The following is a 26,117-nucleotide window of genomic DNA, read 5'->3' on the forward strand; positions in this document are numbered from 1 at the left end:
GAGTAATATGCGGTTTAGTAACGCAAGTACAAAGAAGTGGATTCCATTTCTTTATTTTTTTTTAGGATTGGGAAGTTTAGTAGCAATATTATTTGTTATGTTTTTTCAAGATGAATTCAATCAAGTAAAACTTTGGTATCTAATTCCAATTTTTTTGGTTGTGATTTTTGTAATGATATACACGAGCGCCAAATATTTTGAATTTGACAGCGATGGCAATGTGCTAACTTTTATCAACAAAGGATTATTCATCTCCAATTTTGTGAATTACAGAGAACAACGAGCAGAATTTCCCAAAGAAAAACTAAAAAGCTATCGCATCAAAAATTACATATTGTTTTGTTTGTTATATGTCTATATCAAATCGAGAAATAATAAAATAAAACGAATACAATTCAACATTTCATTGTTGAGTCGCAGAAAAAAAAGAGCATTAAAACAATCATTAGACAAAGTCTTAAAGCATAATAACGCAATTTCTTAATGGAAGAAAATAACGAATTACATGCTGAAAATCAGCAACAAGAAAACAATTCGCAAGATACCATAACCAAAGTTACAGGCATGTACAAGGATTGGTTTTTGGATTATGCCTCGTATGTAATTTTAGAAAGAGCAGTTCCGGCTATTGAAGATGGTTTTAAACCAGTGCAACGCCGTATCATGCACTCAATGAAGGATTTAGATGATGGGCGTTACAATAAAGTAGCCAATATTGTTGGACATACGATGCAATATCATCCACACGGAGATGCCAGTATTGCCGATGCCATGGTTCAAATTGGTCAAAAAGATTTACTCATTGACACACAAGGAAACTGGGGAAACATTCTCACGGGCGACAGAGCTGCAGCTTCACGTTATATTGAAGCACGTTTGTCTAAATTTGCGTTAGATGTCGTTTTCAGTCCAAAAATTACAGATTGGCAACTGTCATACGATGGTCGTAAAAACGAACCTGTCAATCTTCCTGTAAAATTTCCAATGTTGTTAGCGCAAGGTGCGGAAGGAATTGCGGTTGGTTTATCGACTAAAATATTACCACACAATTTTCTCGAACTTATTGATGCTTCCATCAAACATTTGCAAGGAAAACGATTTACCATCTTGCCAGATTTCCCAACTTCGGGAATTATGGATGCCAGCAATTACAATGATGGTTTACGCGGTGGAAAAGTACGCGTTCGTGCAAAAATTTCACAACAGGATAAAAATACCTTGGTCATTACTGAAATTCCTTTCGGAACGAATACAACTTCATTAATTGAATCGATTCTGAAAGCAAATGACAAAGGGAAAATCAAGATTAAAAAGATTGAAGATAACACGGCGGCAGATGTTGAAATTTTAGTGCATTTGCCAAACAATATTTCGCCAGATAAAACCATTGACGCGTTGTATGCATTTACGAATTGTGAAAGCTCAATTTCGCCATTAGGTTGTATTATTTATGATAACAAACCTTTATTCATAGGTGTTTCTGAAATGTTGCGTCGTTCTACAGATCATACCGTAGAATTGTTAAAAGCGGAATTGGAAATTCAATTGGCAGAACTGCAAGAACAATGGCATTTTGCGTCGTTAGAGCGAATTTTCATTGAAAACAGAATCTATCGTGAAATAGAAGAAGAAGAAACTTGGGAAGGTGTTATCAATGCGATTGATGAAGGTTTAAAACCACATATAACACATTTAAAACGCGCGGTAACCGTTGAAGATATTACACGTTTGACGGAAATTCGAATCAAGCGTATTTCAAAATTTGACATTGACAAAGCACAACAAAAAATTGATGCGTTAGAAGAAACTATCGCAGAAGTAAGACATCATTTGGAAAACCTTATCACGTTTGCTATTGATTATTTTACACGTTTAAAAAAGCAATACGGAGAAGGAAAAGAGCGTAAAACTGAAATCAGAATTTTTGATGATGTTGATGCGAGAAAAGTAGTGATTCGAAACACAAAACTCTATGTAAATAGGGAAGAAGGTTTTGTTGGAACATCATTGAAAAAAGACGAATATGTTGCCGATTGCGCGGATATTGATGACATTATCGTGTTTACACGCGACGGAAAAATGCAAGTGACACGTGTTGATGCAAAAACCTTTATTGGCAAAAACATCATTCATGTTGCCATTTTTAAGAAAAAAGACAAACGCACCATTTACAACATGATTTATCGTGATGGAAAAGGTGGCGCAAGTTACATAAAACGTTTTGCAATTACAGGAGTTACACGTGACAAAGCGTACGATTTAACACAAGGAAAAAGTGGTTCTATGGTAACGTATTTTTCAGCAAATCCAAATGGAGAAGCCGAAATCGTTACGATATTATTACGTCAAGCAGGAAGTATCAAAAAGTTGAAGTGGGATATTGATTTTGCAGATTTATCGATCAAAGGAAGAGGCGTAAAAGGAAACATTGTTACAAAATATGCTATCAAACGTATCGAACTCAAAGAAAAAGGAGTTTCTACACTAAAACCACGTAAAATATGGTTTGACGATACTGTACAACGTTTGAATGTTGATGGAAGAGGCGAATTGATCGGCGAATTTAGAGGAGAAGATCGTTTGCTCATCATCAATCAAAAAGGAGAGATCAAAACCATTCTTCCAGAATTGACGGCTCATTTTGATAGTGACATGATTGTGTTGGAAAAATGGAATCCAAAAAAACCAATTTCAGCCATCTATTTTGATGGAGAAAAAGAACGTTACTATGTAAAACGTTTCTTGGTTGAAAATACGTCTAAAGTAGAATTATTCATTACGGATCATCCAAAATCGCAACTAGAAATTGTGATGACAGATTGGCGACCAATGGCAGAAGTGGTTTTCTACAAACAACGTGGAAAAGACCAAAAGCCAAATTTAGAAGTCAATTTGGAAGAATTTATTTCTTTAAAAGGAATCAAAGCACTTGGAAATCAACTCACAACAGATAAAGTGCGACAGATAAATACGTTGGAATCTTTACCTTATGAAGAGGAAGAAGAAGTGCCAGCAGAAGAAATTGAAGTTGTAGACGAAGAAACCGTAAAAGGCAGTGAAAGCGGCGAAAAACCAGCTGATGACGGACAAATAGGATTGTTCTAATTGGGTCGCTTCACTTCGGCAGGCTCAGTGCAGACGCTTTTGGGTCACTTTACTTGGTTATTTAAACTACTCGAAATGTCACTTTGAGAGGATTTGTAACGCAAATTTGTTTCAAAAAAGGCTTTGAAATTACAATGTCATTCTAACCTATTTTTAGCGTTATTTTGAGCTTTCTTCATGCTCACATGCATTCATACTTCATTTTTATAAATTTAAACAACTAATCCGTCAATGCTTATAGGGATTGACAATTTTAATGATTTTTAGCTTTAAATTCATAACTCTTAAAGGCGTTATCCGAAAAGCTTCAATAGAGTAGGAATCATCAAAAAACAAATAGTATGTTAAAAAAAATCGTAAACGTAGAAAATGCACAAACATTAACGAAAGAAGCACAAGCGAAAATTAATGGAGGAATACAAATTTATTGCAACAGAGATTCTGATTGTCCGCCAAATTGGGCATGTAGTGGCGCAGGTTTTTGTTGCCCAAATCATTATTAAAAATTTAAGTTTTAGGGAAACAATAAAGACGTCAATTCATAAGTTGAGTTGGCGTTTTTACGGAATTAGCCAATGTCCGTGAAAAGCTGTTTCAAATATTGCAAATGCTGACAACCATTTTTCTTCGTCTACCGTTGGTTCTATATTTTTTGAAAGTGTAATAATTGGCGTTCCAAATTCTAATTCATCAAATAGTATATCTACTGAATGTCCGTAGTCGATATCATCATAATTTGGTACAACATTTATGGTTGCTAATTCTCTATCATTTATTACCAAAGGAAAGAGACCTTCGCCTAAACGATGTTTTACTTTTTTGAAAATTTCAATCTCAAAAGAAGCTTTTATAGGATGTTTTGCTTTTCCAATACGTTGATTATTATGATCATAAATAATGCCTTCTTTGTCAAATCGTCCTAAAAGCTTCCCATCACAATAAAATGTAGCTTCTAATCCTGTGAATTCATAGTAAAACTCACGTTTTTTACTCATGGCATACATATGACCTTTGGTGTCAAAACCGCGTTCTATGCGCTCAAATGCAACAATTGGTTTGCGTTTTTCATTCAAAATAACTCCAGAAAGCTTCGCATACGTAACCGATTTTACATAATTAAACGACATTGCATCAGTGATTTCAGCATATAATGGAGACGTATGCGTGCTGAGTGTTTTTCTTTTTTTGATGACATTATTGAAGAGTTTCTTTTTTTCTTTCGCTATATAGGCTTCAGATTTCGGTTCTGTAGATTTTTTAATGATGAAAGCGATCAATACCACAAATCCGCCGACCACTATAATTCCGAAAATAATAAAAATGATAAAAAATGTCCCCATGTAGTTATGTATTGATTTTGTAATTATGTGTCATTCCCATGGAAAATAGGAATTCAAAAATACAAAAACTATACGTTTATTGATTTAAAAAATATGCTTTAAGAAACCTTTTTTATTTTCATCAATTTTACGTAAAATAGCTTCTTCTTCAAACTTGTATAGTATAATTGAAGTTGGGTTTCCTAGTAAATCAATCTCTGAATTATCATGTGCGTCAATTTGAATCTTTTCTGTTGCGTTAATGCTTACTTTGGCTTGTTCGGTAGTAGTGACGCTAATTTCTTTTGATTTGAATAATGGAGCAATAAATTCGCCTTTTTCTTTTGCTTCTAAAAACAAACTATCGGTTTGACCTTCTACGTTAACATCTGCAAATTCTACTTGTGAAGTAACTTTTGTAGCGTTTACTTTTGCTTTTACGCTTGCATCTTCAAAAGCAGTTAAAATCAATTCGTTGGTATCAATTTCGTAACGTCCTTTAGTTTTTCCGTAACTATTAATCGCTAATGAATCTGATTTCAATTTCAGTTTTAATTCAGCATTTCCCATAGCATTGATTTCAGCATTATTGATTGTTAAGGTTGTTAACGACTTCAATTCAGCATCATTTTCAACATGAATACGTTTTAGATCTTCACTAATAGTAACAAATATTTCAAGTTTTTTACTGCTTCTAATTTCTTTCGTTGTTGCAATACGAAGCGTTTCATTTACAACTTCAACAGTGAATACTTCATGTAAATTTTCATCTGCATTGATTTCGACTTGCGATGTTGTTCCGTTAATGAGAATAATTTCTAAGTCTTCTTTAATTTCAAGCGTAGTAAACGCATCTAATTCATAAATGACGGTTGTTACTTCACGATTTCCTTTGATTTTTTCTTTTTTCTGTGCGAATGAAAAACCTATTGAAAATAGGAGTATTGTTGTGATGAGTTGTTTTTTCATGGTATCCATATTTGATGCTGTAAAAATAGTATTTCGATTTTGCTTAGCGCAAATCGTTGCTAACTTTTTAACCAAAAGTGTACCAAGTGTTGCTTTTTTTGGATGAAAAGTGTGAAGTACTTATAAAAATCGAGCTCTTTCTTCAGGAGTTGGCATTCGACAGGTATTTTTTTCGCCAAACCATTTGTAACGGTATTTTGCAATGATGTTATAAACGCCATCACGAAGAAATTTTGGCAGTATTACGAAAATTTGCATCAAACTCCAAACGCCACCAAATTCTTTCATAATTTTTAAAGCTGCAGTCGATTTGTGATAATAAGCAACGCCAGGTTCGTATAAAATGACGGAATCTAATTTTGAAGCATCAAGTTGTAAGTGTTCTTGTATTGCGATGCCGATTTCTGATTGTAACGATGCAAAACGAAAAACATCCTTTTTGTCTTTTGAAATAATTTTATCCACAAAACCGTTGCAAAGATTGCAAACGCCATCAAATAGTACAATTTTTTTATCTTTTGGTAAGGAATCAATCATTTTAACTTCTTTTTCAGTAATCATACAAAGATACGACTTTGTGAAATTTTAAATTGTAAATGAGGAATTTTTTAAATGAACAATATGTTGGATTTGGGTTTTGGGTCTTTGGTCTTTGGAATTGGATTTTGGGTTTTGGGAGTTTGGGTGTTTGGTTTGTATATCTTTTGATATTGGTAAATTAGCGAAACTCAATGCTAAAACTTAAATGATTAACTAATATCCTGACGCTTTTAATTGTTCAATAGGATTCAAGTAAAACATCTTTTTCCAACCTTGTCTGTCGCTATCAATTTTCCAAGGATACGGAATAATGGTTGCAATTGCATAATGTACGTGTGGCGATTTACCTTTTGCATTTCCAGAATTACCAACTGTACCAATTTTTTCATCTCTGCTTACATACGATAGGGAAGAAGTTGTAATGGTATCCAAATGTGCATAATAGTGTAATTTCCATTTTGGACCTAAAACAACTACTACGTTTCCGCCAATTTCGATCGTTCCAGTATATAACACAATTCCTGCTGTAGAAGTATTGAGTTGTGTTCCTTTCTTAGCAAAAATATCGACACCTTTATGGGTTACTGATTTTCCCCAAGGATAATACCAAAATGATTGTTGATTGTAATCTTTTGAAGTTCCTCCTTGAACTGGCATGCTGAAATTCTCAGGAATTAGATATCCTATTGTGATAATTATTAGAATTGTATACCCAATTTTTCTTTTCATACATTAGTGAGAACGAAATATGAAATGAAAAAGTATGTTCTTCCTGCAATCAACAACTCAACAAATGAACAACTTAACAAAAGAACAACCCAACACCAAACACACCTATTTTTTCGCTTGTACCAATTCCAACTGATCTACAGAAATACTAGTGGTAAACAATCCGTAATTCACTGTTGCTTTGCCTTTTTCCAAGCTATCAATGGTTCCTACAGCTTTTCCATCATGCATGCGAACGCGATCGCCAACTTTTAAGATCGGTTTAGGCTTTTGCGCTTCTTTTTTGGCTGCTTTTTTCTTTTCAACTTTCTTTTCTTCACGAATGACAGCCACTTTCTGAATGACTTCTTTTTTCGCTTCTTTCTGTTTTTCTTTCTGTACTTTCTTTTCTTTTACAGATTGCTTTTTCCGTTTGGAATTTTCCGTTTCTACAATACGTAAAAACTCAGAAATTAACGGACGCTTCTTTTGGTTGTCAAAATAACGATCTGCAATTTCGTTAATTTTATTCCCTAAATGAATCATACGCTTGTCATGATCGTACAATTGTTGGTAGCTTTCCAACTTCGATTTCATTTTGGTATTCAACGTTTCCAAACGATCGTTTTCTTCACGCGCTTTTATTTCTTCCTCACGTAGCGCTTTGGAAGTTTTCTCCATTGCACTTCGTTCTTTCTGTAATTTTGCAATTGTAGCATCAAAACGAACTTTCCCGCGTTCAATTTTCTTTTTGGCTTTGTTGATTAAACTGTACGGAATTCCATTTTTCTGCGCTACTTCAAACGTAAATGAACTTCCTGCTTGTCCTAATGCCAATTGGTAAATAGGTTGTAATGTTTTACGATCAAACATCATATTCGCATTCGTCGCATGCGGCAATTCGTTCGCTAATAATTTTAGATTTGAATAGTGTGTGGTAATGATTCCAAATGCTTCACGTTCGTAAAATACTTCTAAGAATGTTTCTGCCAACGCGCCACCTAATTCTGGATCACTTCCGGTACCAAATTCATCTATTAAAAATAGTGTTTGATTGTTACATTTCTTTAAGAAATAATTCATCTGTTTTAGACGGTAACTATACGTACTTAAATGATTTTCAATTGATTGTCCGTCACCAATATCTGTTAGAATACGTTCAAATAAACACATTTTACTGCGTTCGTGAACAGGAACTAACATTCCGCTTTGCAACATTAATTGCAATAAGCCAATGGTTTTCAACGTGATACTTTTTCCACCAGCATTTGGTCCAGAAATAACAATGATTCTGTTGTCCTGACTGAGTTCAATAGTTTGCGGATAGGTTTTTTCGTTTCGTTCTTTGTTGGTTAAATAGAGTAGTGGATGATATGCATCTTTTAGGAATAGTTCGCGATTTTCTGAGATTTCAGGCAAAATGGCATTCATAGAATCCGCATATTTTGCTTTTGCGTAACTCACATCTAAATCACTCAAAAAATGTTGGTATTCTTCCAAAAGTGGAGCAAATGGACGTACAAAATCTGTCAGTTCTTTTAAAATACGCGTCACTTCTTCTTTTTCTTCGTATTCTAAGTTTGACAATTCTCGTGAGTATCGCAGTGTAATTTCGGGTTCGATATATACAATACTTCCTGTTTTAGAATTGCCCATAATTGCACCTTTCACTTTACGACGATGCATGGCTTTTACCGCTAAAACTCTACGATTGTCCACAACCGTTTCACGAATTTCATCTAAGTAATCTGCTTGATTGTATCTGCTTAACGCGGAAGAGAAACTTTGATTTATTTTCCCCCGAATGCTTAAAATTCCACGTCGAATTCGTGCCAATTCTGGCGAAGCAGTATCTTTTACTTCTCCAAAACGATTGATTACATTGTCAATTTCAGTAATGAGTACTTTTGTAAATTCAATTTGCTCCGAACGCGATTGCAACGTTGGATAGTATTCTTTAAATTTCTTGAAAAACTTAATTAGTAGATTCGTAGCACTTGAAATTGCTGAAATTTTTCGAAAACCTATGATTTCTAAAAAACTATTCTCAATAGCTAAGAGTTTAATTTCTAGTGAAATACCTTCAAAACCATGATTAGGAATCACGTTTTCGTTTTCAAAAGACGCTAAATATTCATTGACATATGCCAAATGCGTACGCAATATTTCCTTATCCTTAAAAGGTTCTGTATTGTTAATTTTTTGCTTTCCGTAAGTCGTAACAGCATGTTCTGAAACTTGTTGTAAAACCGTTTCAAATTCTAAGTCGTCTAATGTTTTGGAATGTATTTTAATCATTGTAAATTTGAGCTAATTTAAATCTCTGCAATAGCGCGGATTTTTAGCCGATTGCAAAGGTACTTATTTATCTATTGATTTTGAAATAGAATTCTATGAACATAAAAATTGAAGAAAGCTGGAAATTTCACTTACAAGATGAGTTTGAAAAGCCATATTTTAAAGAGTTAATCAATTTTGTAAAATCTGAATACAGTAATCATACGTGTTTCCCTAAAGGAAAAGATATTTTTGCTGCATTTGATCATTGTCCGTTTCATCGGTTAAAAGTGGTTATTATTGGTCAAGATCCGTATCATGGTGTTGGACAAGCTAATGGTTTGTGTTTTTCTGTAAATGATGGTGTTCCACATCCGCCATCGTTACAAAATATTTTTAAAGAGATTAAACGTGATATTGCCATTAATCCGCCAATAAGTGGAAATTTAGAACGCTGGGCAAAACAAGGTGTTTTGTTATTAAACGCAACTTTAACGGTTCGGGCACATGAAGCGGGAAGTCATCAACGAAAAGGTTGGGAAACGTTTACAGATGCAGTGATTAAAACAATTTCTGATAAAAAAGAAAACGTAGTGTTTTTACTTTGGGGCGGTTATGCAAAGAAAAAAGGAGCAAAGGTCGATACGAGTAAACATTATGTGTTGACTTCTGGTCATCCGTCTCCATTGAGTGCCAATAGAGGTTTTTGGTTTGATAACAAGCATTTTAGCCGTTGTAACGATTATTTGGTAAGTAAACGTATTGAAGGTATTCGCTGGTAATTTCAGTACTTTTTGATTTTTTAGTCAGGAAGTAATCCCCAAATAGCTTCTGTTAGTACATATTTGCGACTAGATGTTTTTGACGATTGTCCATTTTTGTTTACTACAACTGGCAAATCAAACTTTTCAATAATGACACCTGTGACAATTACGGTTTTTCCATTATCGCCTTCAGCATTGTACTGAGCTGGCCAACTTTCTAATTTGTCAATCCATATAGAAGCGTTGTCATTGGTAATTACAAGTGCACCAAATTTTGTATTGGCTGCAGTTCCTTCTACAGTAATTCTTTTCCCAAGTAATTTACTGAAATCTCTATCACTTGAAATATCTGTTTCAAGACTTGTAGAACAAGAAGTAAGAAGAACTAATAATACGATGAGTAGCTTTTTCATTGTTTATAAAGTAGTTAGTTTGGCTATTGAATAAACTAAGATAGCTTTTTATAATCTTTTACACAACTTATGGCGAGTGAATTCGTTTTTTATTTCGGTCTAATATGTTTATTATTAGCTTTTTAAGGTAAATTTATAGCACTAAAAAAGGTTGCAACAATAACTGTTGCAACCTGAAAGTATATATAATTGGATAGTTTTTCTTAGTAAACTTCTACACAAGAAGTGTCTTCAGCGGTCATGATGTAATTTTCTTTTGCATCGTCTGCGTCTGCGAAATTAACACCTTTACCCATACAGTTAGATCCACATGATGCTAATAATAATCCTGCTGCTGCGATAAGTAATAATGATTTTTTCATAATGATAGTAGTTGTAATGTTAATAATCTGATAAATTGGTTTGTTTTAAGCCTGAAAGCAATATTTTGCCCTTATTACTTTCTGATAACAAATGTATAGTGTCGACCGTTAATCGAAACATTTAATCGTTTAGCTGTTTAAATTCTCGATAAATTACACAAAAACGCTCTTTTTTGACTATTCGCAGAGGGAAAATAACCATTCGTCGACACTTTCCCTCTTTTAAAAAGGGGAAAAAGCCCCTAAGAAAACAGGTAAATGTACGTGTGTATTTTTTGTAGCTAATTTGGTTTTTACGATATATCGCATAAAAAAAGCGAACTTTTCAGCTCGCTTTTTTACTTATAGTATTTTGTGTGTCAGATCATTATAGTCCCATTTTTCAGGAATTATATCTAGACTGAGTAGTTTGTCTTGTACATTGGCAATGGTTTCTTCATCAATGATTTCTTGACTCCATTCGGTTAACGACAACCATTTTTGCACATCATCTAGTTGTTGTTCGTAGCGCACGGCAATCTGTTCGTCGATGTTTGGAATTTGTTTAAAATCACGTGTCATAGTATTTATAATACGTAATATTGCTTTCACAGTTGCTTCATCTTCTTGCAATAATTCATTTCGAACTGCAATGACAAAACACGGCCACGGTGTTGGACAATCGTCAATTCTTCTGAAAATTCCTTGATCTACTAATGGTTTTGTCGTGAAATGTTCCCACATGAAGTAATCGCCTTTTCCTTTGTTTAAACCATTAATAGCTCCTTCTAAATTGTTAATGACTTCAAATCCAAGCGTGTCTGTGTCCCAATTGTTATTTTCAGCATTTATATACGCCATTAAATGTGAACCAGAACCGTAACGACTGATGGCAGCATTTGTACCTTCTAAATCGTCTATGGTTTCATATTTTGAATCGGCTGCAACGTGAATTCCCCAAATTAATGGCGATTGCACAAACGTTTGTACAATTTTGGAAGGATTTCCATCAATAATATCTTTGATGATTCCTTCGGTAAGAATCACCGCAATATCAATTTTTTCATTTCGAAGTGCTTTGCACATAGCGCCAGTTCCACCTGGATAATCTTTCCAGCGCAAGCTGATTCCTTCTTTTTCGTAGGCACGTTCTTTTAGTGTTAGATACCAAGCGAGGTTAAAGTGCTCAGGTACGCCACCGATATTTATTTTTTTCATTTGAGGCTTTTGTGTGATACTAATTTTTCTAAAGTATATTGAATTAATTGATCTACCGTTTGTTTTGGTGTGTTACTGAATTGTCCTAAAGGTCTGTTTGCAATGATGGCATTCATCGAAATAGCGCGATGTCCTAATAAACTTGCCAAACCATAAATACCAGCGGTTTCCATTTCTAAGTTGGTCAATTTTTTTCCTTCGTAATTAAAAGAAGCTAATTTGTCATTCAAATCTTCATCTTGCACATTTAAGCGTATTTTACGACTTTGCGGCCCGTAAAATCCAACATTTGTCGCTGTAAATCCTAAAACGGTTTTATCAGACGCAATTTGATCAACTAAATCTTTGTCAGCCTTTACCACATATGGCATTGATTTTTTTACAAACCAATCAGCATGTTTTACAAAAGCTTCGGCAATTGCTGTATGTTGTACATGTTCACTGTCGTAAAAGTGGAGTAGACTGTCAAATCCGACCGCATATTCACTGATTAAAAAGCTGTCCGTCGGAATATTTTCTTGAATAGAACCAGATGTTCCAATCCGAATAATATCTAACTGTTGGTGTGTGTTTTTTACTTGTCGCGTGTTGAAATCAACATTCACTAGCGCATCCAATTCATTGAATACAATATCTATATTATCAGTGCCAATTCCTGTAGAAATTACCGTGATCCGTTTTCCTTTGTAGGTTCCTGTGTGTGTGACAAATTCACGTTTTCCTTTTTGAACTTCGATCGTATCAAAGTATTTACTAACGGAAGAAACCCTGTCAGGATCGCCTACTGTAATGATCGTTGTAGCAATATCTTCTGGAAGAATATTTAAGTGATAGATACTTCCATCAGGATTTAAAATTAACTCTGATTCGCCTATTCTATTCATGTTTTGTCAATATTTGTAGTGAAGGATGATAGCAAAATTCATATTTTTTGCAACCACCAAAAGTAGTGCCATCGGAAACTTCTTCATAAAAACTTCGGATACTTTCCAATGCTAAATGTCCTTTTCTGTTTAAGACGAGTTGTTCGTTTTGTGTTTCAAAAAAGATGGCTAATTTGTCTATTATTTTTTTTATTTGTAAATCGCCAAAACCATAGAATCCTTGGTATTGCAACGCATATCCAGTAAGATGATGAACGTCGTTTACTTTTTCTTTGTGAATGATATTTAAAATATTAGTTTCCAGTCTGCTCAATCCATTTGTGATGTCTGGAAAACGTTTCAAATGCGCACTTATACAATTAGAAAGGTATGGAAACGAAGACGAATCCGTTACAAATTCTTTAAAATAGGTGTGATCGTCAGCACAATACAAACGCCATAACTCATTCGCTAACATGATATCGTCATTTGTGAGCAAAATTTTGTCGTCGTAATGTTGTTGTAATTGTTTGTCTGTTAATTCTCCCAATCCTTTTAAATTGGCTTCGTGTTCAATCCAGCCGCTACAGACTAAATATATTGGAGTGTCTAACTTTTGTTTTTTTAGATGACTTAATGCTGCCATCATGTTGATGTGACAAAACAAATCGTATTCAAACCATAATACAATAGATGTATACGTGTTGTATGCTGTTTCTAGTAAAGGCGTTAGAAATGAATCTACATAGGTTTTTTCCGTTGCACTAAATTTTTCCAAGTAGGAGACACGCGCAGTTTTAAATTCTTCCGAATCTAAATGAAATACCGTTTTTCCTTCGCATAGCATTTCGCGCCAAACCAACTGATCGTCGTTAATTCCTAAGGTGTGCAATCGTGATACTAAACTATCGCCATTTACTATATGTAGTATTTTATCCTCCATTTATCCTCCAACACGTTTTACATTGTATCCTTCTTTTTGCAGTATTTGAATGATTTTATCACGATAGTTTCCTTGAATGATGATTTCATTGTCTTTTACGCTTCCACCAACGCCACATTTTACTTTTAAGAGTTTTGCTAATGCTTTTAAGTCATCTTCTAACCCTACAAAACCTCTGACAACCGTTACAATTTTTCCGCCACGACCTTTGTTACTAAAGTGTGCTTCTAGTTGTTGTTTTTTTGGCGCGAGTGTTTCTTCAATAGTGTCATTTTCGAGTTCAAAATCATCATTAGTAGAAAATACAAATCCTCCTAAATCTTCTAAACTATTCATTTTTTTCTTTCCCATGTATGCAAATACTTGTAGTTCGTTTGTAATATTAAATATACATAATTAGTAAATAGGGGAGCTTATATTTATGCGTTAAAACAAGTAAGAGATTGTCTGAAAAATTATAATAATGCCTTTCCGAATCTGTTTCAGATGCTCATTGAACTGATTTTCAATTGTTATGAGAAACCAAATCAAGTTTGACTTGACGTACATTTAATTTTTCAGAAACCTCTTTTTGTGTTATTTCAGGATCTTTCTTTTTACTTTTTAATTAAACCCAATTCAATCAAACGTTCGTTTAGAAATTGTCCTGCGGTAATATCTGCAAATTTCTTAGGATTGTCTTCATCAATACAATTTTCTAAACAATCTAACGGCATTTCGCTAATAGGATGCATAAAGAATGGTATTGAATAACGTGAACTTCCCCAAAGTTCTTTTGGCGGATTTACCACACGATGAATTGTTGATTTTAATTTATTGTTACTGTGACGCGACAACATATCTCCAACATTGATCACTAATTCGTCTGGCTCAGCAATGGCATCTAACCATTCGCCGTCATGACGTTGCACTTGCAATCCTTTTCCATGCGATCCCATTAATAAAGTAATTAAGTTGATGTCTCCATGCGCAGCAGCTCTCACTGCATTTTTTGGTTCGCTAGTAATTGGTGGATAGTGTATTGGACGTAAAATACTGTTTCCGTTTTTGATAAATTTGTCAAAGTAAAATTCATCCAATCCTAAGTAAATAGCCAAAGCTCTTAATACGTAAACACCTGTTTTTTCAAGCATTTTGTACGTTTCTTCCCCTACTTTATTGAACTCAGGAAGTTCTTCAACTAAGACATTATCAGGATATTCTGCTTTTAAAGCATCATTGTCTTCTACGTATTGTCCAAAGTGCCAAAATTCTTTTAAATCTCCTACTTTTCGTCCTTTGGCGCTTTCTTTTCCAAATGAGACATATCCACGTTGTCCGCCAATGCCTTCAATTTCATATTTATGTTTTGTTTCTACAGGTAACGAAAAGAAGTTTTTAATTTCCCCATATAAATTGTCTACCAATTCATCACTTAAAAAATGACCTTTTAAAGCAACAAAACCAATATCTTCATAGGCTTTCCCTATTTCATCTACAAATTTTTGTTTTCTAGCAGGATCATCGGATAAGAAATCGTGAAGATTTACACTTGGAATATTTTTCATGTAATTCAGGTTTTTAATATTTGTAAAACATATAAGCTGTCAAAAACGGAAACAATCGTGATTTTAGTAAAACCAATTGTTAATAACTTTATAGCCTTTCATAGCTTATAGATACAAATGTAGCTAAAAATATACGGTTGAAAAAAGAGAGTTATTAACAATTATGAAAATTCTTAAAATGTATTTTGATGAACCGTTTTTTTTGATGATTTTTGATATTACAATTTAACCAGCTTTTTTAAGGAAGCAACCAGATAAAACTTCATGTTATATAAAAAAGGGAATTTGACCAGTGGTACATTGGTTTCATTATATAAAAAAATGCTCAAACCGCGAATGATAGAAGAGAAGATGTTAATTCTTCTTCGTCAGGGGAAAATTTCAAAATGGTTTGGCGGAATTGGGCAAGAAGCCATTGCCGTTGGTGTTACAGCTGCATTGACCAAAGACGAATACATACTACCAATGCACCGTAATTTGGGTGTGTTTACCACACGAGAAATTCCATTATATCGTTTGTTTTCACAATGGCAAGGAAAAGCCAATGGTTTTACAAAAGGACGCGATCGTAGTTTTCATTTTGGAACGCAAGAGTTTAATATTGTAGGAATGATTTCGCATTTAGGACCGCAAATGGGCGTTGCTAGCGGAATTGCTTTGGCGAATAAATTGAAAGCTAATAAGCATGCCTGCGCCGTTTTTACAGGTGAAGGCGGAACAAGTGAAGGAGATTTTCATGAAGCGCTAAACGTTGCGTCTGTGTGGAGTTTGCCTGTGTTATTTTGTATCGAAAATAACGGTTATGGACTTTCCACACCAACTTCTGAGCAATATTTTTGTGAACATTTGGCGGATAGAGCAAAAGGCTACGGAATGGAATCGCATATTATTGATGGAAATAATATTTTAGAAGTATACACGACCGTTTCTGAATTGGCTGAAAGTATCAGAGAAAACCCAAGACCTATTTTATTGGAGTTTAAAACCTTTAGAATGCGCGGACATGAAGAAGCAAGCGGTACTAAATATGTTCCTGATGAATTAATGGAAGCATGGGCAAAGAAAGATCCGATCGATACATTTCGTAATTATTTAATTTTTGAAGGTTTGTTAACGTCACAGATTGATGATGTTTTCAAAAAAGAAATTAGTAACGAAATCAATGAACATTTGCAAAAAGCTTTTGATGAAGACAAGATTTCTTCCACTAAAAGTAACGAATTAAGTGATGTTTTTCAAGACGCTACATATCAGGAAGTTGAAAAAAATGAAACAACTGAAAACATACGTTTTGTAGATGCGGTTTCTCAAGGTTTGAAACAATCCATGGAACAACATGATGATTTAATTATCATGGGACAAGATATTGCTGAATACGGCGGCGTTTTTAAAATTACAGATAAATTTATAGATCAGTTTGGGAAAGATCGTGTGCGGAATACACCAATTTGTGAATCTGCAATAGTTTCCATGGCATACGGCGTTTCTGTAAACGGAATGAAAGCTGTGATGGAGATGCAATTTGCGGATTTTGTATCAAGTGGATTCAATCCGATTGTGAATTTACTAGCAAAATCCCACTATCGCTGGAATCAACATGCAGACGTTGTAATTCGAATGCCTTGTGGCGCAGGTGTTGGCGCTGGACCTTTTCATTCACAAACCAATGAAGCTTGGTTTACCAAAACACCAGGTTTAAAAGTTGTATATCCAGCTTTTCCTGCAGATGCAAAAGGTTTGTTAGCAACTGCTATTAATGACCCGAATCCTGTATTATTCTTTGAACATAAAGCGTTGTATAGAAGCGTGTATCAAGATGTTCCGACGGATTATTACACCTTGCCATTAGGAAAAGCTTCCTTATTGAAAGAAGGAAATGATATTACGATAATTACCTACGGAGCTGCTGTACATTGGGCATTAGATACTTTAGAGAAGAATCCTGATATTTCTGCCGATTTGATCGATTTACGTTCGTTGCAACCGTTAGATACGGAAGCTATTTATACTTCTGTACAGAAAACAGGAAAAGCCATTATTTTACAAGAAGATTCGCTATTTGGCAGTATTTCTAGTGATATTTCGGCCATGATTATGGAAAATTGTTTTGAATATCTTGACGGACCTGTAAAACGTTTGGCAAGTATGGAAACTCCAATTCCTTTTGATCAAGGTTTAGAACAGCAATATTTAGCTAAAAACGAGTTTGAAGAGGCATTAAAAGAAGTTTTGGCGTATTAGGTTCGCTTTTGCGCACGATTCAAAAATTCAAAGATTCAAGGATTCAAGAATTTAAAGTTTAAACTATACACTCCAATTCGAAAGTCTTTGAAAGTTCAATAGTATCGTCAAATTGAGTGAATTTGTGGAGCACATTTGTGTCGAGATCCATCAGGAGGAAGCACTTTGATTCAAAATTTCTGTAGTTCTACAATAAGTAAAAACAAGCAACTAAGTTACCGTCGCGTCACTGTTTCTTCCTTGAAGGTTGTAATGTTTAGTACACCGCTTTTTTCATTTACTTGATAATAAATGATTGCTTCTTCAATGTCAGTTTCAGCATCTGAACTTGTATAATTACCTTCATTTAAAGCAGCAGTAAGTATGTAGTTTTTATTGTTTTTTCTTTTCGATAGGTAATGATTCACTTTGTATGCTTTGCGATGGTCATAAATTAAAACACTATCGACACGAAGGTCGATAGCGTTTAACAGTGTTATCTCAAAAAGATAGTTAGTGTACGGCTTGGTCATATGTGTGCCTTGTACAATGGTTTGCTTCGTTGAAGATAGTAGCTTGATACCTTCATCACACGCCATTATATTGAGCGTTAGCACACATAATAGTAAGAACCGTTTCATTAATTAACAACAATTTTCTTTGTAATACTTTTTCCGTTATTGGTAACTTTTACCATGTATAAACCTTTTGCAAAACCATTTAAATTTATGGTTTCTTCGTTTGCGGTGGTGTTTATTTCTTTAACAACCGAGCCAATTAAGTTATATACCAAAATGTTTGTATTTCCAGCTATATCTTGCAAAGACAAGGTGAATTTTTTGTTTACTGTTGGATTTGGATAGATCGTAACAGAATTTTGTGGCAATTCGTTTTCTCCAACAGAAAGTGAAGCTTCGTCCACAGCAACTTCCCAAACGCCACGTCCGTACGTAGCTGCTCTTAGTTTATTTGTTGCATAGTGAATTTCGACATCGTATACAATTACGTTTGGCAATCCTTGTCCTAAACGTTCCCAATCGCCAGCAGTATCTGTTCTGTAGTATACACCTAAATCTGTTGCTAAGAATAATTCTCCATCGGTAGTTCCTGTTTTATAAATGATTTTGTGTGTCGGAATGTTTGGCAATGAACCTGTAATATTTGTAAAAGAAAAACCACTATTGGTAGATTTGTATACTTTTCCAGCTTGATAGCCTGAATATGCAATGTATATTTCTGCTGGATTGGTTGGATGTACTTCTATACTTTTTACGTTTCCAGCTTGTGGTAAAGAAATTGGCGTCCAAGAAGTTCCACCATTATTGGTTCTACGCACGCCGTTGGTTCCTGAAACATAAATTACATCAGGATCAGAAGGAGAAATTGAGATGAACTCTATAGTTCCTACACCCGAATTAAGATTTACCCAATTGTCTCCACGATTTGTAGATCTGTACACATCGTTAAAACCACCAAAAATTGTAGTAGGCACAGTTGGATGAATCTCTAATTCCCACACAAATGGTGCTCCAAAAGGCGTATTTACAAATTGTGAACTAGCAAATCCGTTAATTGTTCTAAACATTGTTCCTGCCTGACTACATGTCCAAGCAATATCACTATTTGAATAATCCCATAATCCTTCTACACCGTCACTTCCAGGATTTCTTCCAATCCAGTCATTTCCGTCATATTGCCCAATATCATTGTCTTGCGCACCAGCAATTAATAAGTTTGCATTTTGTGGTGTTCCAGATACGTTGTAGTATTGTGTAATGGCAATTCCTGAAGATAAATCTGCCCAAGGATTATCAAATTGCGCATTTCCCATAAAAATTCCACCATCATTTACGGAAATCGCTGTATTGGTTCCAGGGACAAATTTCATATCATGATGATCAGAATGTACATAGAAATAAGGATTTCCTGCTTGCCAATATCCGTCAAGATATTTTTCCCAAGTTGCGCCACCATCGCTAGAACGCCATCCGTCAACGCCACCAGCTAAAACTAAGTTTTCATTGATTGGCGAAATTGCTAATGTAACATTATAGCCACCTTGAGAGCTAAAACCTGCTATATTTCCGATAAGTGTCCAATTGCTTCCTTGATCTGTAGATCTTCTAATTCTTCCGCCATTATCTATTGATAAAATCAAATCTATATTTGCAGCTGTTGTAGCATAATCTAATCGGCTAAATGCTGGTCGTGAAGCTTCTGCCCAATTTACACCATTATCTGTAGAAATGTAAAAACGTCCGCTTCTTGATGTTGCGTACATAATGGTATTGCTTCCTTCTTTGTAACCAATATCATTAAAAATTGCACCTACTTCAGTGAATACATCTGTCCATGTAGTTCCACCGTCGGTTGTACGTTTGATATTATTTCGTGTTGTGGCAAAAACTGTAGTTACATTGTTAGGATCAATTAATAATTTTGAAATGATATCATTTTCTCCCAGAGTAAACGACAATCCTGTTAATGCCCAATTGGCACCGCCATCTGTAGTTTTTAATACGCCAACAGATCTATTCTGAAATCCGTCAGCATCGCCAGTTGCGGCATATACTGTATTTGTATTTACTGGATCAATCACAATGTCAGAGATGCCCATGTTTGGAAATTGATCTCCTTGTGGTGTCCAATTTGCGCCACCGTCAGTAGTTTTCCAAACGCCACCTGCTGGCGCGCCAATGTACATTGTATTTGTATCATTTCCTGTAAAGGCAACTGCATTAATACGTCCCATTCCTGGATAAAATCCGATATTTGAAACTGGCGGAGTTACCGGACCTAACAGTGTCCAAGGTACATCAGCAACAGTTTCTGGCGCATTTCCTTGTCGTGCAAGTTCGCTAGTCCAAAGATTGGCTGTGTGTGAAGCTGGCATAAAGGTTCCATTTGGTAATACACGATCTTTCCAAAACGCAGCCCAACGTTCAAATTGTTTGATTTTCTTTTTACTTTTTCTGTCAGTGTTAGTTCGAATAGGAGCAAGGACAGCATTTTCTTCTTCAACGATTTCAAAATAGTTACTGTTTTCATCAAGTACAGAAGTACGCCAATTTTGGCTATGTACAAGTGAAGAAAACCCAAGCGCTAGTATTCCAGTAAGGGTTAAACATAGTTTTTTGTTCATGTGGTTGTGTAGTTTTTTAGTTTAGCAATTTCTTTCGAGTTAAACAGCTTATTTTGAAAACACCCTACTTTTTATACTTTAAATTAATTGACTTTGTATTTTTTTATGACTTCTACAATGAATTTAGCAATGAAAGATTGTTTATAAAAAATGAGCTGCATTTGTAATGTTTGTAAAACTTTACTGTCTAAGAAAAGAAAAAATATGAGCTTAACAGCAGAATTGAAAGCATTTGCCGATGCTAGTGTAAAAAGACATCCAGGAGAAGCGCAAACTATTATGAAACAAGCTATTGACGATTTGGTAGCTACAGATATGATTCGAAACGCTTATAAAACTGGCGATACACTTCCCGAAATTGTTTTAGGAAATGCGTTGGGAAATGAAGTAAAAGTGAATGATATTTTGAAAACACATAAAGTGATCATTGCTTTTTATCGTGGAAATTGGTGTCCATATTGCAATATTCAGTTGCGTGCATTGCAAGAAGCTGTTCCACAATTTGAAGCAAAAGGAGCGAAGTTAGTGGTTATTGCACCTGAATTGCCTGATAATTCTTTAACCACAAAAGAAAAGAATGAGTTAACCTTTGAAGTCCTTTCAGATATTGACATGATTGTTGCCAGAAACATGAATTTAGTCTATAAATTGCCAACAGAATTGCAAGAATTGTATAAAAAGTTTGGAATTAATCTTGAAGAAAGTCAAGGAAATGCAAAACACGAATTACCAATAGCAGCCACGTATGTTGTAGAAAAAGATGGTACAATTTCGTATCACTTTTTGGAAGAAGATTATAAGCTTCGTGCAGATCCGAAAGACATTTTGAAAGTATTATAAAATTTGAAGAATTAGTGGTTAATCTGAGTTCGACATAAAAAAATTAGTTCGGTACTTTTCTTTTCCGAAGTATAGCAGGGATTTTCCGTTAAAAATTTTTGAATCCTTGGAAAAAATTTAGGGAAATTCATGCGGTTTTAGTTTTTCCCAAAAAGAAAAACTAAAAATACCTCTGGAAAAGTTCCCTTTCTTTTGTTTCTTTTCTTTGGGAAAGCAAAGAAAATGAAAATAAAACACTGAAAATTTGTTGTTTAGTAAGGATTTTCTAAGCTCAATCACAAATATGAATTGAATCATTTATATCCAATTTACGTTAGTTACTAAAGATCGTGCAAACGATCTTTTTTTATGTTCCCTATTTTCTTTTTTTAACTTTTACGGTTTTACTGTATATTTAACGTTAATTTAAATCCTATAAACGATGAAAAATATTTCAAATCTTGTACTGCTGCTATTATGTACAGCATTTGGTTTTTCTCAAAATGGAGTCTTAAAAGATCCTCAACACTTTTATAACAATCGTTGGGAAGCTTCACTTTCCAAAAATGTTTCTGCTTCATTTAGAATTGTTTCATTTACGAGTGCAAAACCTGCATCGTATAGTGAAAATGATACGTTGAAAATACATTTTTATGCACATGATGCCGTTGCGAAGGCAAAAATAAATTCTTCTAAGATAATTCAAGACAATACAAATTATCAAATGTTGGTAAAAAATCAAACTTGGAATGAAGGATGGAATGTTTTTGAACCTTGGCCAACGAATGATGTACTTGTAAAGAAGAACATTAAAGCGAAAAATTTGGGCGTCTTAATCAAACGAAAAGACAAAATATATTTGCCTGCTTTTATTACGAAAACATCACAAATGCCTACAAATACAGGTAATAATTATGATGTACACTTTTTTACACCTGCCAATATTACCCAACTTACTTATAAAGTGATTAATATTGCTACAAATGAAGTTGTAAGTGAAGATGCGCTGGAAGATATTGACGCGACTTCTTCCTTTAAATTGAATTTAGCGATGGAAAACAAAGTGGCTGGCACATATAAACTTGTCGTAAAAATTCAATGGATTTCGGGCATGAAATCAACCAAAACATTCAGATTTTATCATCATCATACACCCTAAACCGAATGAAATTAAAATACATATTCCTTCTTGCTTTTATCATTATTCTACCAATCTTTATTTTGGCTTTTATACCCTATAAAACGTTGATTCGTTTGGAATTGGAAATAACAGAAGTTTCGTTTACGTCACAAGAACCTATAGATAATTTGTTTTCATTTGAAAATAGTTATAATAAAATTAAAAAGATCAGTGTACAATCATACGATTCGCTTTTTTATTATGAAGATGATCTAAAAAGTGAAGACAATTTTGTCCTTGCGACAGATATTACCGATAAAATTACTTTTTATGATGCTGGAATTAATTCAATTCCTATTGAAAAGGAAGCTACGATAAACATTAGAAGTAACAAATACGATTCTTTACAGTATGTATTTCAAATTTCTAATAACAGAAATCCAATTGTTTTTAAATCGAATACAGACAGTTTGCGACTAAAAGTTAACAACGAAGTCATCAACACTTTTGATCCTATAGTTGCAGTAACGCCTTCTGAAAAAATGCTAAAAATGTTTGTTAGCATGCACAAAAAAACGCCGTTAGAGGAAGAAGAAGTAATTGCTGCAAACAACATTTTATTTCAAAAAAACATCAATGGAAAGTCGTATTCGTCTATAAAATCGGGAACAATTTCGTTGTTAGACATTTCAAAGAAATATCCAATTACACAAAATTCTTCAATCGCGCTCACACCTGATACAGAACTTCAAGTGATGAATTTGAAAATAAAAGATGGAAAAATTTTCATTACACTAGAAGGCTTTACAAGCAAATTATATTATGGATTGAATCGAAAAAATATCGCGCCGTCATTGTTGTTTTATCTATCAAATAATAATTTCCTGCTGACGTTGATCAATACATTTTTAATTATACTCACGTTTATCATTTCAATTATAAAATTTTCAAATGATGGGAAATAGTTACCGCTTGTTGATGTTTGCCGTAAGTTTATTGTTGCTAACGCAAGTACAGGCGCAAAATTTGGCAGACAATGAAACCTTGGAAAATATTGTGAAAATTCAATGTACAAGCATGTGTACCAACGGAAACGGACTCATTGTCGGGATTGATGCTTCTCATATGTATATTGTAACGGCGGCACATGTGGTTGATCGTGCACATATTGAAGATAGTGACAGCGATACAGCTCCTAAATTTCAGCTCAATTTTAAAAAACGGTTAATTGCGATAAATCCAAAAATAACAAATGCTTTTATTACCGAAGATTTCGAAGTGATAAAAGAATATGCTTCCATTGATTTGGCAATTTTAAAAGTAAAACACACCTTACCCAAGCGTTTTTATGACAAAAAGGCCAAAATCGTTGGAATTTACGATGTAGCAATCAAAGGAACTGTGCCATCTTTTTATCTTAATAACGCTGTAGAAGTTGTGATTCAAGGATATCCTGCGGCGGCAACAATTAGTCTAGAAGCATTTAAAAATACAATTCATACGATTGATTTTTTTGATGATACGCGTTTTTTTAAAATATCGCCCAATCGGATTACATCAGGTCATTCTGGAGCTCCTGTGTATGTTGATGGTTACTTTTCTGGAATATTGCTCACAGAATCTGACGAATTTGCCAAAGTATTGCAACTACAAGAAATTTTAAAAAAACTGAAAGAAGACAACATCAATCATAATTTATTGTCATTTCCTACAATCATACAACATACATGGCGGATTGAAAAAGTGGAATTGTTAGCCACAAATACACGTGAAAAAAAGGAATTTATTGAACAAGAACAATTGTTGTTATCCTTTGATCCAACTGGTAAAATGACAGGATTTTTAAATGCTAATTTTACCATAACACCCAAGGGAATTCGTATGACAGACATTGGTCCGAATGGAAAATCGTATTACCAAGAAATTCCTTCCACGGTAAATCCTGGTTGGTTTACAATAGAAAACATTCTTGGTGGAAATTATCTAGAACTTGAGTTTGCGTATTCTATGGAACCTTTTGCATTTAATTTTTCTTCAGAACCACTTCCAGAAGCACCAAAACCATTGGAAAAGATTATTTTGAAAACGCCAAATGCGAAGCTATTTTTGATTGAAGTACGAGAATAATTAAGGTTTCTTTACAAATTCATTAAATACAATACCAAATCTTCACTGGATTCCAAGCCTAATTTTTTACGAACTCGTCCGCGAATTCCTTGTACAGTTCTATGTGAAATACCAAGCATAATGGCAATTTCTTTGGAAGTCAAATTCATTCGAATATACGCACAATACCGAATGTCTTTTGTGGTAAGATTTGACGCAATCGTGTTTAATTTTTGAAAGAATCCTTCATGTACTTTGTCGAAATGAAGCTTAAAATTGGTCCAATCTTCACTTTTATTCAGTTGTTCTTGAAGATTTTCCTTCAACGCATCATTAGAACGATCAATATTGTCAATCACATTGGTTAGTAACTGTGCTTTTTCATACTGGTGGAGAAACAAATCGGCAAGTTCTTTATTTTTTAATTGTACTTCCAATGCTAAATTTTCTATTTCAATCTGATTGAGTTTATTCTCTTTATTTGTCAATTCGGAAGCAATTTTAGACGCTTTTAGTTTTGATCTAGAGTAGAGGAGCGATAGGAGTAAAATCGCGATAAGCGTAATTCCAATGCCCAATAAATACCAAGTTTGTTTTTTGGAGAATTCTTCATTTGTCTGTGCAATGACAATTTCGGCGTCTTTCTTTTTCAATTCATATGTCACTTTTAGCCTGTTGAGTTCTTTGCGCGCTTCGTCACTGAATACGGAATCCTTTAAGGCGAACGCTTCTTTAAAATAGGTTAAACTTTTCGCGTAATTTCCTTTTGTTTCTTCAAGTTCCGATAATATTTCAAGAGTTTGTGCTTTCGAATCTAAATCGTTGGCTTTAGTGGTAAAAGTAAGTGCTTTTTGCAAATAGTTTTCTGCAATATCAAATTGTTCTTTTTCTATGTAAATTGAGCCTGCAACAAGGCTTGTTTCAAGAATATCTCGAGAATCGTACAAATGTGTATTTACTGTAGCAATTGAATCTACTTTTTTAACATATGCTAGCGCTTCTTGGTATTGATCAGTTTCATAACAATAATCAGCCATTACAGCATACGCGTAAATGATATGATAGGAATCTTCACTTTCCAATGCTTTTTCGATACCTGCCAAAATATACTTTTTAGCTTTATCATAATCATTTATGGCCATAAAAGCACTACTCAATTCTATGTTAGATTTGGCTGCTACCGCTATATGATAGCTTGCATATGGATGTGCAAGTAATAAAAATTCAATTTCCTTGTAATTATTTCCCAATCCTGCTTCATCTGCCGCAATGGAAGAGTAGGCGTAATAAAAGTGTTTTGGGTTTTCGGTTTGTTGTGCAATTTTTAATAAATCGTATGCAATTGGTGCCGCTTTTTCATAATCACTTAACGCATAATAAATAGCTTCCATCAAATGAAATAGATCATATTTGATTGTTAAATCAGTGATTTTATCGGCTGCATCAAATTCTTTTTTTACGTAGGTATACAATTCAGGTGCGTATAATTCTATGTACAAATGATCAATGGTTGTTACATACGCAAGTCGCTGCGCAGGTTTGTTTTTGAGTATTTTGATCGAATCAATAATTTGTACAACATCATCCGCGTTAGATTGCGCTATAACTACATGTAGCGAACATAGCAACCAAACGAAGCATACAATAAATCGTTTTTTGAACTTCATAAAGCTAATGTAAGTTGTTTCGGAAGCAAAACCATC

At 34.2% G+C, this 26,117-nt stretch carries 24 protein-coding genes; 9 read left to right on the forward strand and 15 right to left on the reverse strand.

All coding sequences use genetic code 11. The features are described 5' to 3' along the window. Positions 1-7: 7 nt before the first annotated feature. The 3 genes from AA089_RS04095 to AA089_RS24555 all read left to right on the forward strand — a co-directional run bounded on the left by AA089_RS04095 (position 8) and on the right by AA089_RS24555 (position 3,608). On the forward strand, positions 8-484 hold the full coding sequence (locus AA089_RS04095) for a hypothetical protein (RefSeq protein ID WP_046755648.1): 477 nt from the start codon (positions 8-10) through the stop codon (positions 482-484). Continuing rightward, positions 484-3,105 carry a DNA gyrase/topoisomerase IV subunit A gene (locus AA089_RS04100; protein ID WP_046755649.1) on the forward strand — a complete coding sequence of 874 codons (2,622 nt, stop codon included), beginning with the start codon at positions 484-486 and terminating at the stop codon, positions 3,103-3,105. The genes AA089_RS04095 and AA089_RS04100 overlap by 1 nt, the downstream gene beginning before the upstream one ends. 341 nt (positions 3,106-3,446) lie before the next feature. Beyond that, positions 3,447-3,608 (forward strand): hypothetical protein, encoded by a 162-nt coding sequence (locus AA089_RS24555; RefSeq protein ID WP_156168894.1) that lies wholly within the window; start codon positions 3,447-3,449, stop codon positions 3,606-3,608. Positions 3,609-3,665: 57 nt separating this feature from the next. Here AA089_RS24555 and AA089_RS04105 read toward each other — a convergent pair whose 3' ends face one another. The 5 genes from AA089_RS04105 to AA089_RS04125 form a co-directional block, all read right to left on the reverse strand. Beyond that, positions 3,666-4,445, reverse strand: coding sequence for a hypothetical protein (locus tag AA089_RS04105; RefSeq protein ID WP_046755650.1), 780 nt, complete (start codon positions 4,443-4,445; stop codon positions 3,666-3,668). A gap of 84 nt (positions 4,446-4,529) precedes the next feature. Further along, positions 4,530-5,393 (reverse strand): GIN domain-containing protein, encoded by an 864-nt coding sequence (locus AA089_RS04110; protein ID WP_162200407.1) that lies wholly within the window; start codon positions 5,391-5,393, stop codon positions 4,530-4,532. Positions 5,394-5,513: 120 nt separating this feature from the next. Then, positions 5,514-5,954, reverse strand: coding sequence for a thiol-disulfide oxidoreductase DCC family protein (locus AA089_RS04115; protein WP_241479969.1), 441 nt, complete (start codon positions 5,952-5,954; stop codon positions 5,514-5,516). A gap of 192 nt (positions 5,955-6,146) precedes the next feature. After that, on the reverse strand, positions 6,147-6,662 hold the full coding sequence (locus AA089_RS04120) for a M23 family metallopeptidase (protein WP_046755652.1): 516 nt from the start codon (positions 6,660-6,662) through the stop codon (positions 6,147-6,149). A 105-nt stretch (positions 6,663-6,767) separates the two neighbouring features. After that, positions 6,768-8,939, reverse strand: coding sequence for an endonuclease MutS2 (locus AA089_RS04125; RefSeq protein WP_046755653.1), 2,172 nt, complete (start codon positions 8,937-8,939; stop codon positions 6,768-6,770). A gap of 95 nt (positions 8,940-9,034) precedes the next feature. On the opposite strand from AA089_RS04125, the gene AA089_RS04130 reads away from it, so the two are divergent. After that, complete coding sequence (locus AA089_RS04130) at positions 9,035-9,700, forward strand: uracil-DNA glycosylase (protein ID WP_046755654.1); 666 nt, start codon at positions 9,035-9,037, stop codon at positions 9,698-9,700. A 20-nt stretch (positions 9,701-9,720) separates the two neighbouring features. Here the strand turns inward: AA089_RS04130 and AA089_RS04135 are convergent, their stop codons facing one another. The 7 genes from AA089_RS04135 to AA089_RS04160 all read right to left on the reverse strand — a co-directional run bounded on the left by AA089_RS04135 (position 9,721) and on the right by AA089_RS04160 (position 15,007). Beyond that, positions 9,721-10,095, reverse strand: a complete 375-nt coding sequence (locus AA089_RS04135) for a hypothetical protein (protein ID WP_046755655.1) — start codon at positions 10,093-10,095, stop codon at positions 9,721-9,723. Positions 10,096-10,298: 203 nt separating this feature from the next. Next, the gene (locus AA089_RS24560) at positions 10,299-10,457 is read right to left on the reverse strand and encodes a hypothetical protein (RefSeq protein ID WP_156168895.1); all 159 of its coding nucleotides are present in this window, start codon (positions 10,455-10,457) and stop codon (positions 10,299-10,301) included. A 342-nt stretch (positions 10,458-10,799) separates the two neighbouring features. Beyond that, positions 10,800-11,654: a substrate-binding domain-containing protein gene (locus AA089_RS04140; RefSeq protein WP_046755656.1), complete on the reverse strand. Its 855-nt coding sequence runs from the start codon at positions 11,652-11,654 to the stop codon at positions 10,800-10,802. Continuing rightward, on the reverse strand, positions 11,651-12,538 hold the full coding sequence (locus AA089_RS04145; protein ID WP_046755657.1) for a nucleoside phosphorylase: 888 nt from the start codon (positions 12,536-12,538) through the stop codon (positions 11,651-11,653). The genes AA089_RS04140 and AA089_RS04145 overlap by 4 nt, the downstream gene beginning before the upstream one ends. Beyond that, positions 12,531-13,460, reverse strand: a complete 930-nt coding sequence (locus AA089_RS04150) for a hypothetical protein (RefSeq protein WP_046755658.1) — start codon at positions 13,458-13,460, stop codon at positions 12,531-12,533. Before AA089_RS04150 ends, AA089_RS04145 begins: the two co-directional genes overlap by 8 nt. Continuing rightward, positions 13,461-13,811 carry a translation initiation factor gene (locus AA089_RS04155; protein ID WP_046755659.1) on the reverse strand — a complete coding sequence of 117 codons (351 nt, stop codon included), beginning with the start codon at positions 13,809-13,811 and terminating at the stop codon, positions 13,461-13,463. It lies immediately after the preceding gene. 245 nt (positions 13,812-14,056) lie between these two features. After that, the gene (locus AA089_RS04160) at positions 14,057-15,007 is read right to left on the reverse strand and encodes an isopenicillin N synthase family dioxygenase (protein ID WP_046755660.1); all 951 of its coding nucleotides are present in this window, start codon (positions 15,005-15,007) and stop codon (positions 14,057-14,059) included. Positions 15,008-15,271: 264 nt separating this feature from the next. Here AA089_RS04160 and AA089_RS04165 point away from each other — a divergent pair, with 264 nt between their 5' ends. Then, the gene (locus tag AA089_RS04165; protein ID WP_046755661.1) at positions 15,272-17,248 is read left to right on the forward strand and encodes an alpha-ketoacid dehydrogenase subunit alpha/beta; all 1,977 of its coding nucleotides are present in this window, start codon (positions 15,272-15,274) and stop codon (positions 17,246-17,248) included. Between the two features lie 215 nt (positions 17,249-17,463). Here AA089_RS04165 and AA089_RS04170 read toward each other — a convergent pair whose 3' ends face one another. Together AA089_RS04170 and AA089_RS04175 are read right to left on the reverse strand one after the other, a co-directional pair. Next, positions 17,464-17,868, reverse strand: a complete 405-nt coding sequence (locus AA089_RS04170; protein WP_046755662.1) for a hypothetical protein — start codon at positions 17,866-17,868, stop codon at positions 17,464-17,466. Then, the gene (locus tag AA089_RS04175) at positions 17,868-20,369 is read right to left on the reverse strand and encodes a T9SS type A sorting domain-containing protein (protein ID WP_046755663.1); all 2,502 of its coding nucleotides are present in this window, start codon (positions 20,367-20,369) and stop codon (positions 17,868-17,870) included. The genes AA089_RS04170 and AA089_RS04175 overlap by 1 nt, the downstream gene beginning before the upstream one ends. Positions 20,370-20,573: 204 nt before the next feature. Here AA089_RS04175 and AA089_RS04180 point away from each other — a divergent pair, with 204 nt between their 5' ends. The 4 genes from AA089_RS04180 to AA089_RS04195 all read left to right on the forward strand — a co-directional run bounded on the left by AA089_RS04180 (position 20,574) and on the right by AA089_RS04195 (position 24,435). Continuing rightward, complete coding sequence (locus AA089_RS04180; protein ID WP_046755664.1) at positions 20,574-21,209, forward strand: peroxiredoxin-like family protein; 636 nt, start codon at positions 20,574-20,576, stop codon at positions 21,207-21,209. Positions 21,210-21,630: 421 nt separating this feature from the next. Beyond that, entirely contained in the window at positions 21,631-22,347 is a 717-nt protein-coding gene (locus AA089_RS04185; protein ID WP_046755665.1) for a hypothetical protein, read from the forward strand. Between the two features lie 5 nt (positions 22,348-22,352). After that, the gene (locus AA089_RS04190; RefSeq protein WP_046755666.1) at positions 22,353-23,273 is read left to right on the forward strand and encodes a hypothetical protein; all 921 of its coding nucleotides are present in this window, start codon (positions 22,353-22,355) and stop codon (positions 23,271-23,273) included. Continuing rightward, positions 23,263-24,435: a hypothetical protein gene (locus AA089_RS04195; protein WP_046755667.1), complete on the forward strand. Its 1,173-nt coding sequence runs from the start codon at positions 23,263-23,265 to the stop codon at positions 24,433-24,435. Before AA089_RS04190 ends, AA089_RS04195 begins: the two co-directional genes overlap by 11 nt. An 11-nt stretch (positions 24,436-24,446) precedes the next feature. Here the strand turns inward: AA089_RS04195 and AA089_RS04200 are convergent, their stop codons facing one another. Next, positions 24,447-26,081 carry a tetratricopeptide repeat protein gene (locus AA089_RS04200; RefSeq protein ID WP_046755668.1) on the reverse strand — a complete coding sequence of 545 codons (1,635 nt, stop codon included), beginning with the start codon at positions 26,079-26,081 and terminating at the stop codon, positions 24,447-24,449. Positions 26,082-26,117 lie beyond the last annotated feature (36 nt).

Origin of the sequence: Kordia jejudonensis (assembly GCF_001005315.1) — a bacterium.
GTDB classification, from domain to species: Bacteria; Bacteroidota; Bacteroidia; order Flavobacteriales; family Flavobacteriaceae; genus Kordia; species Kordia jejudonensis.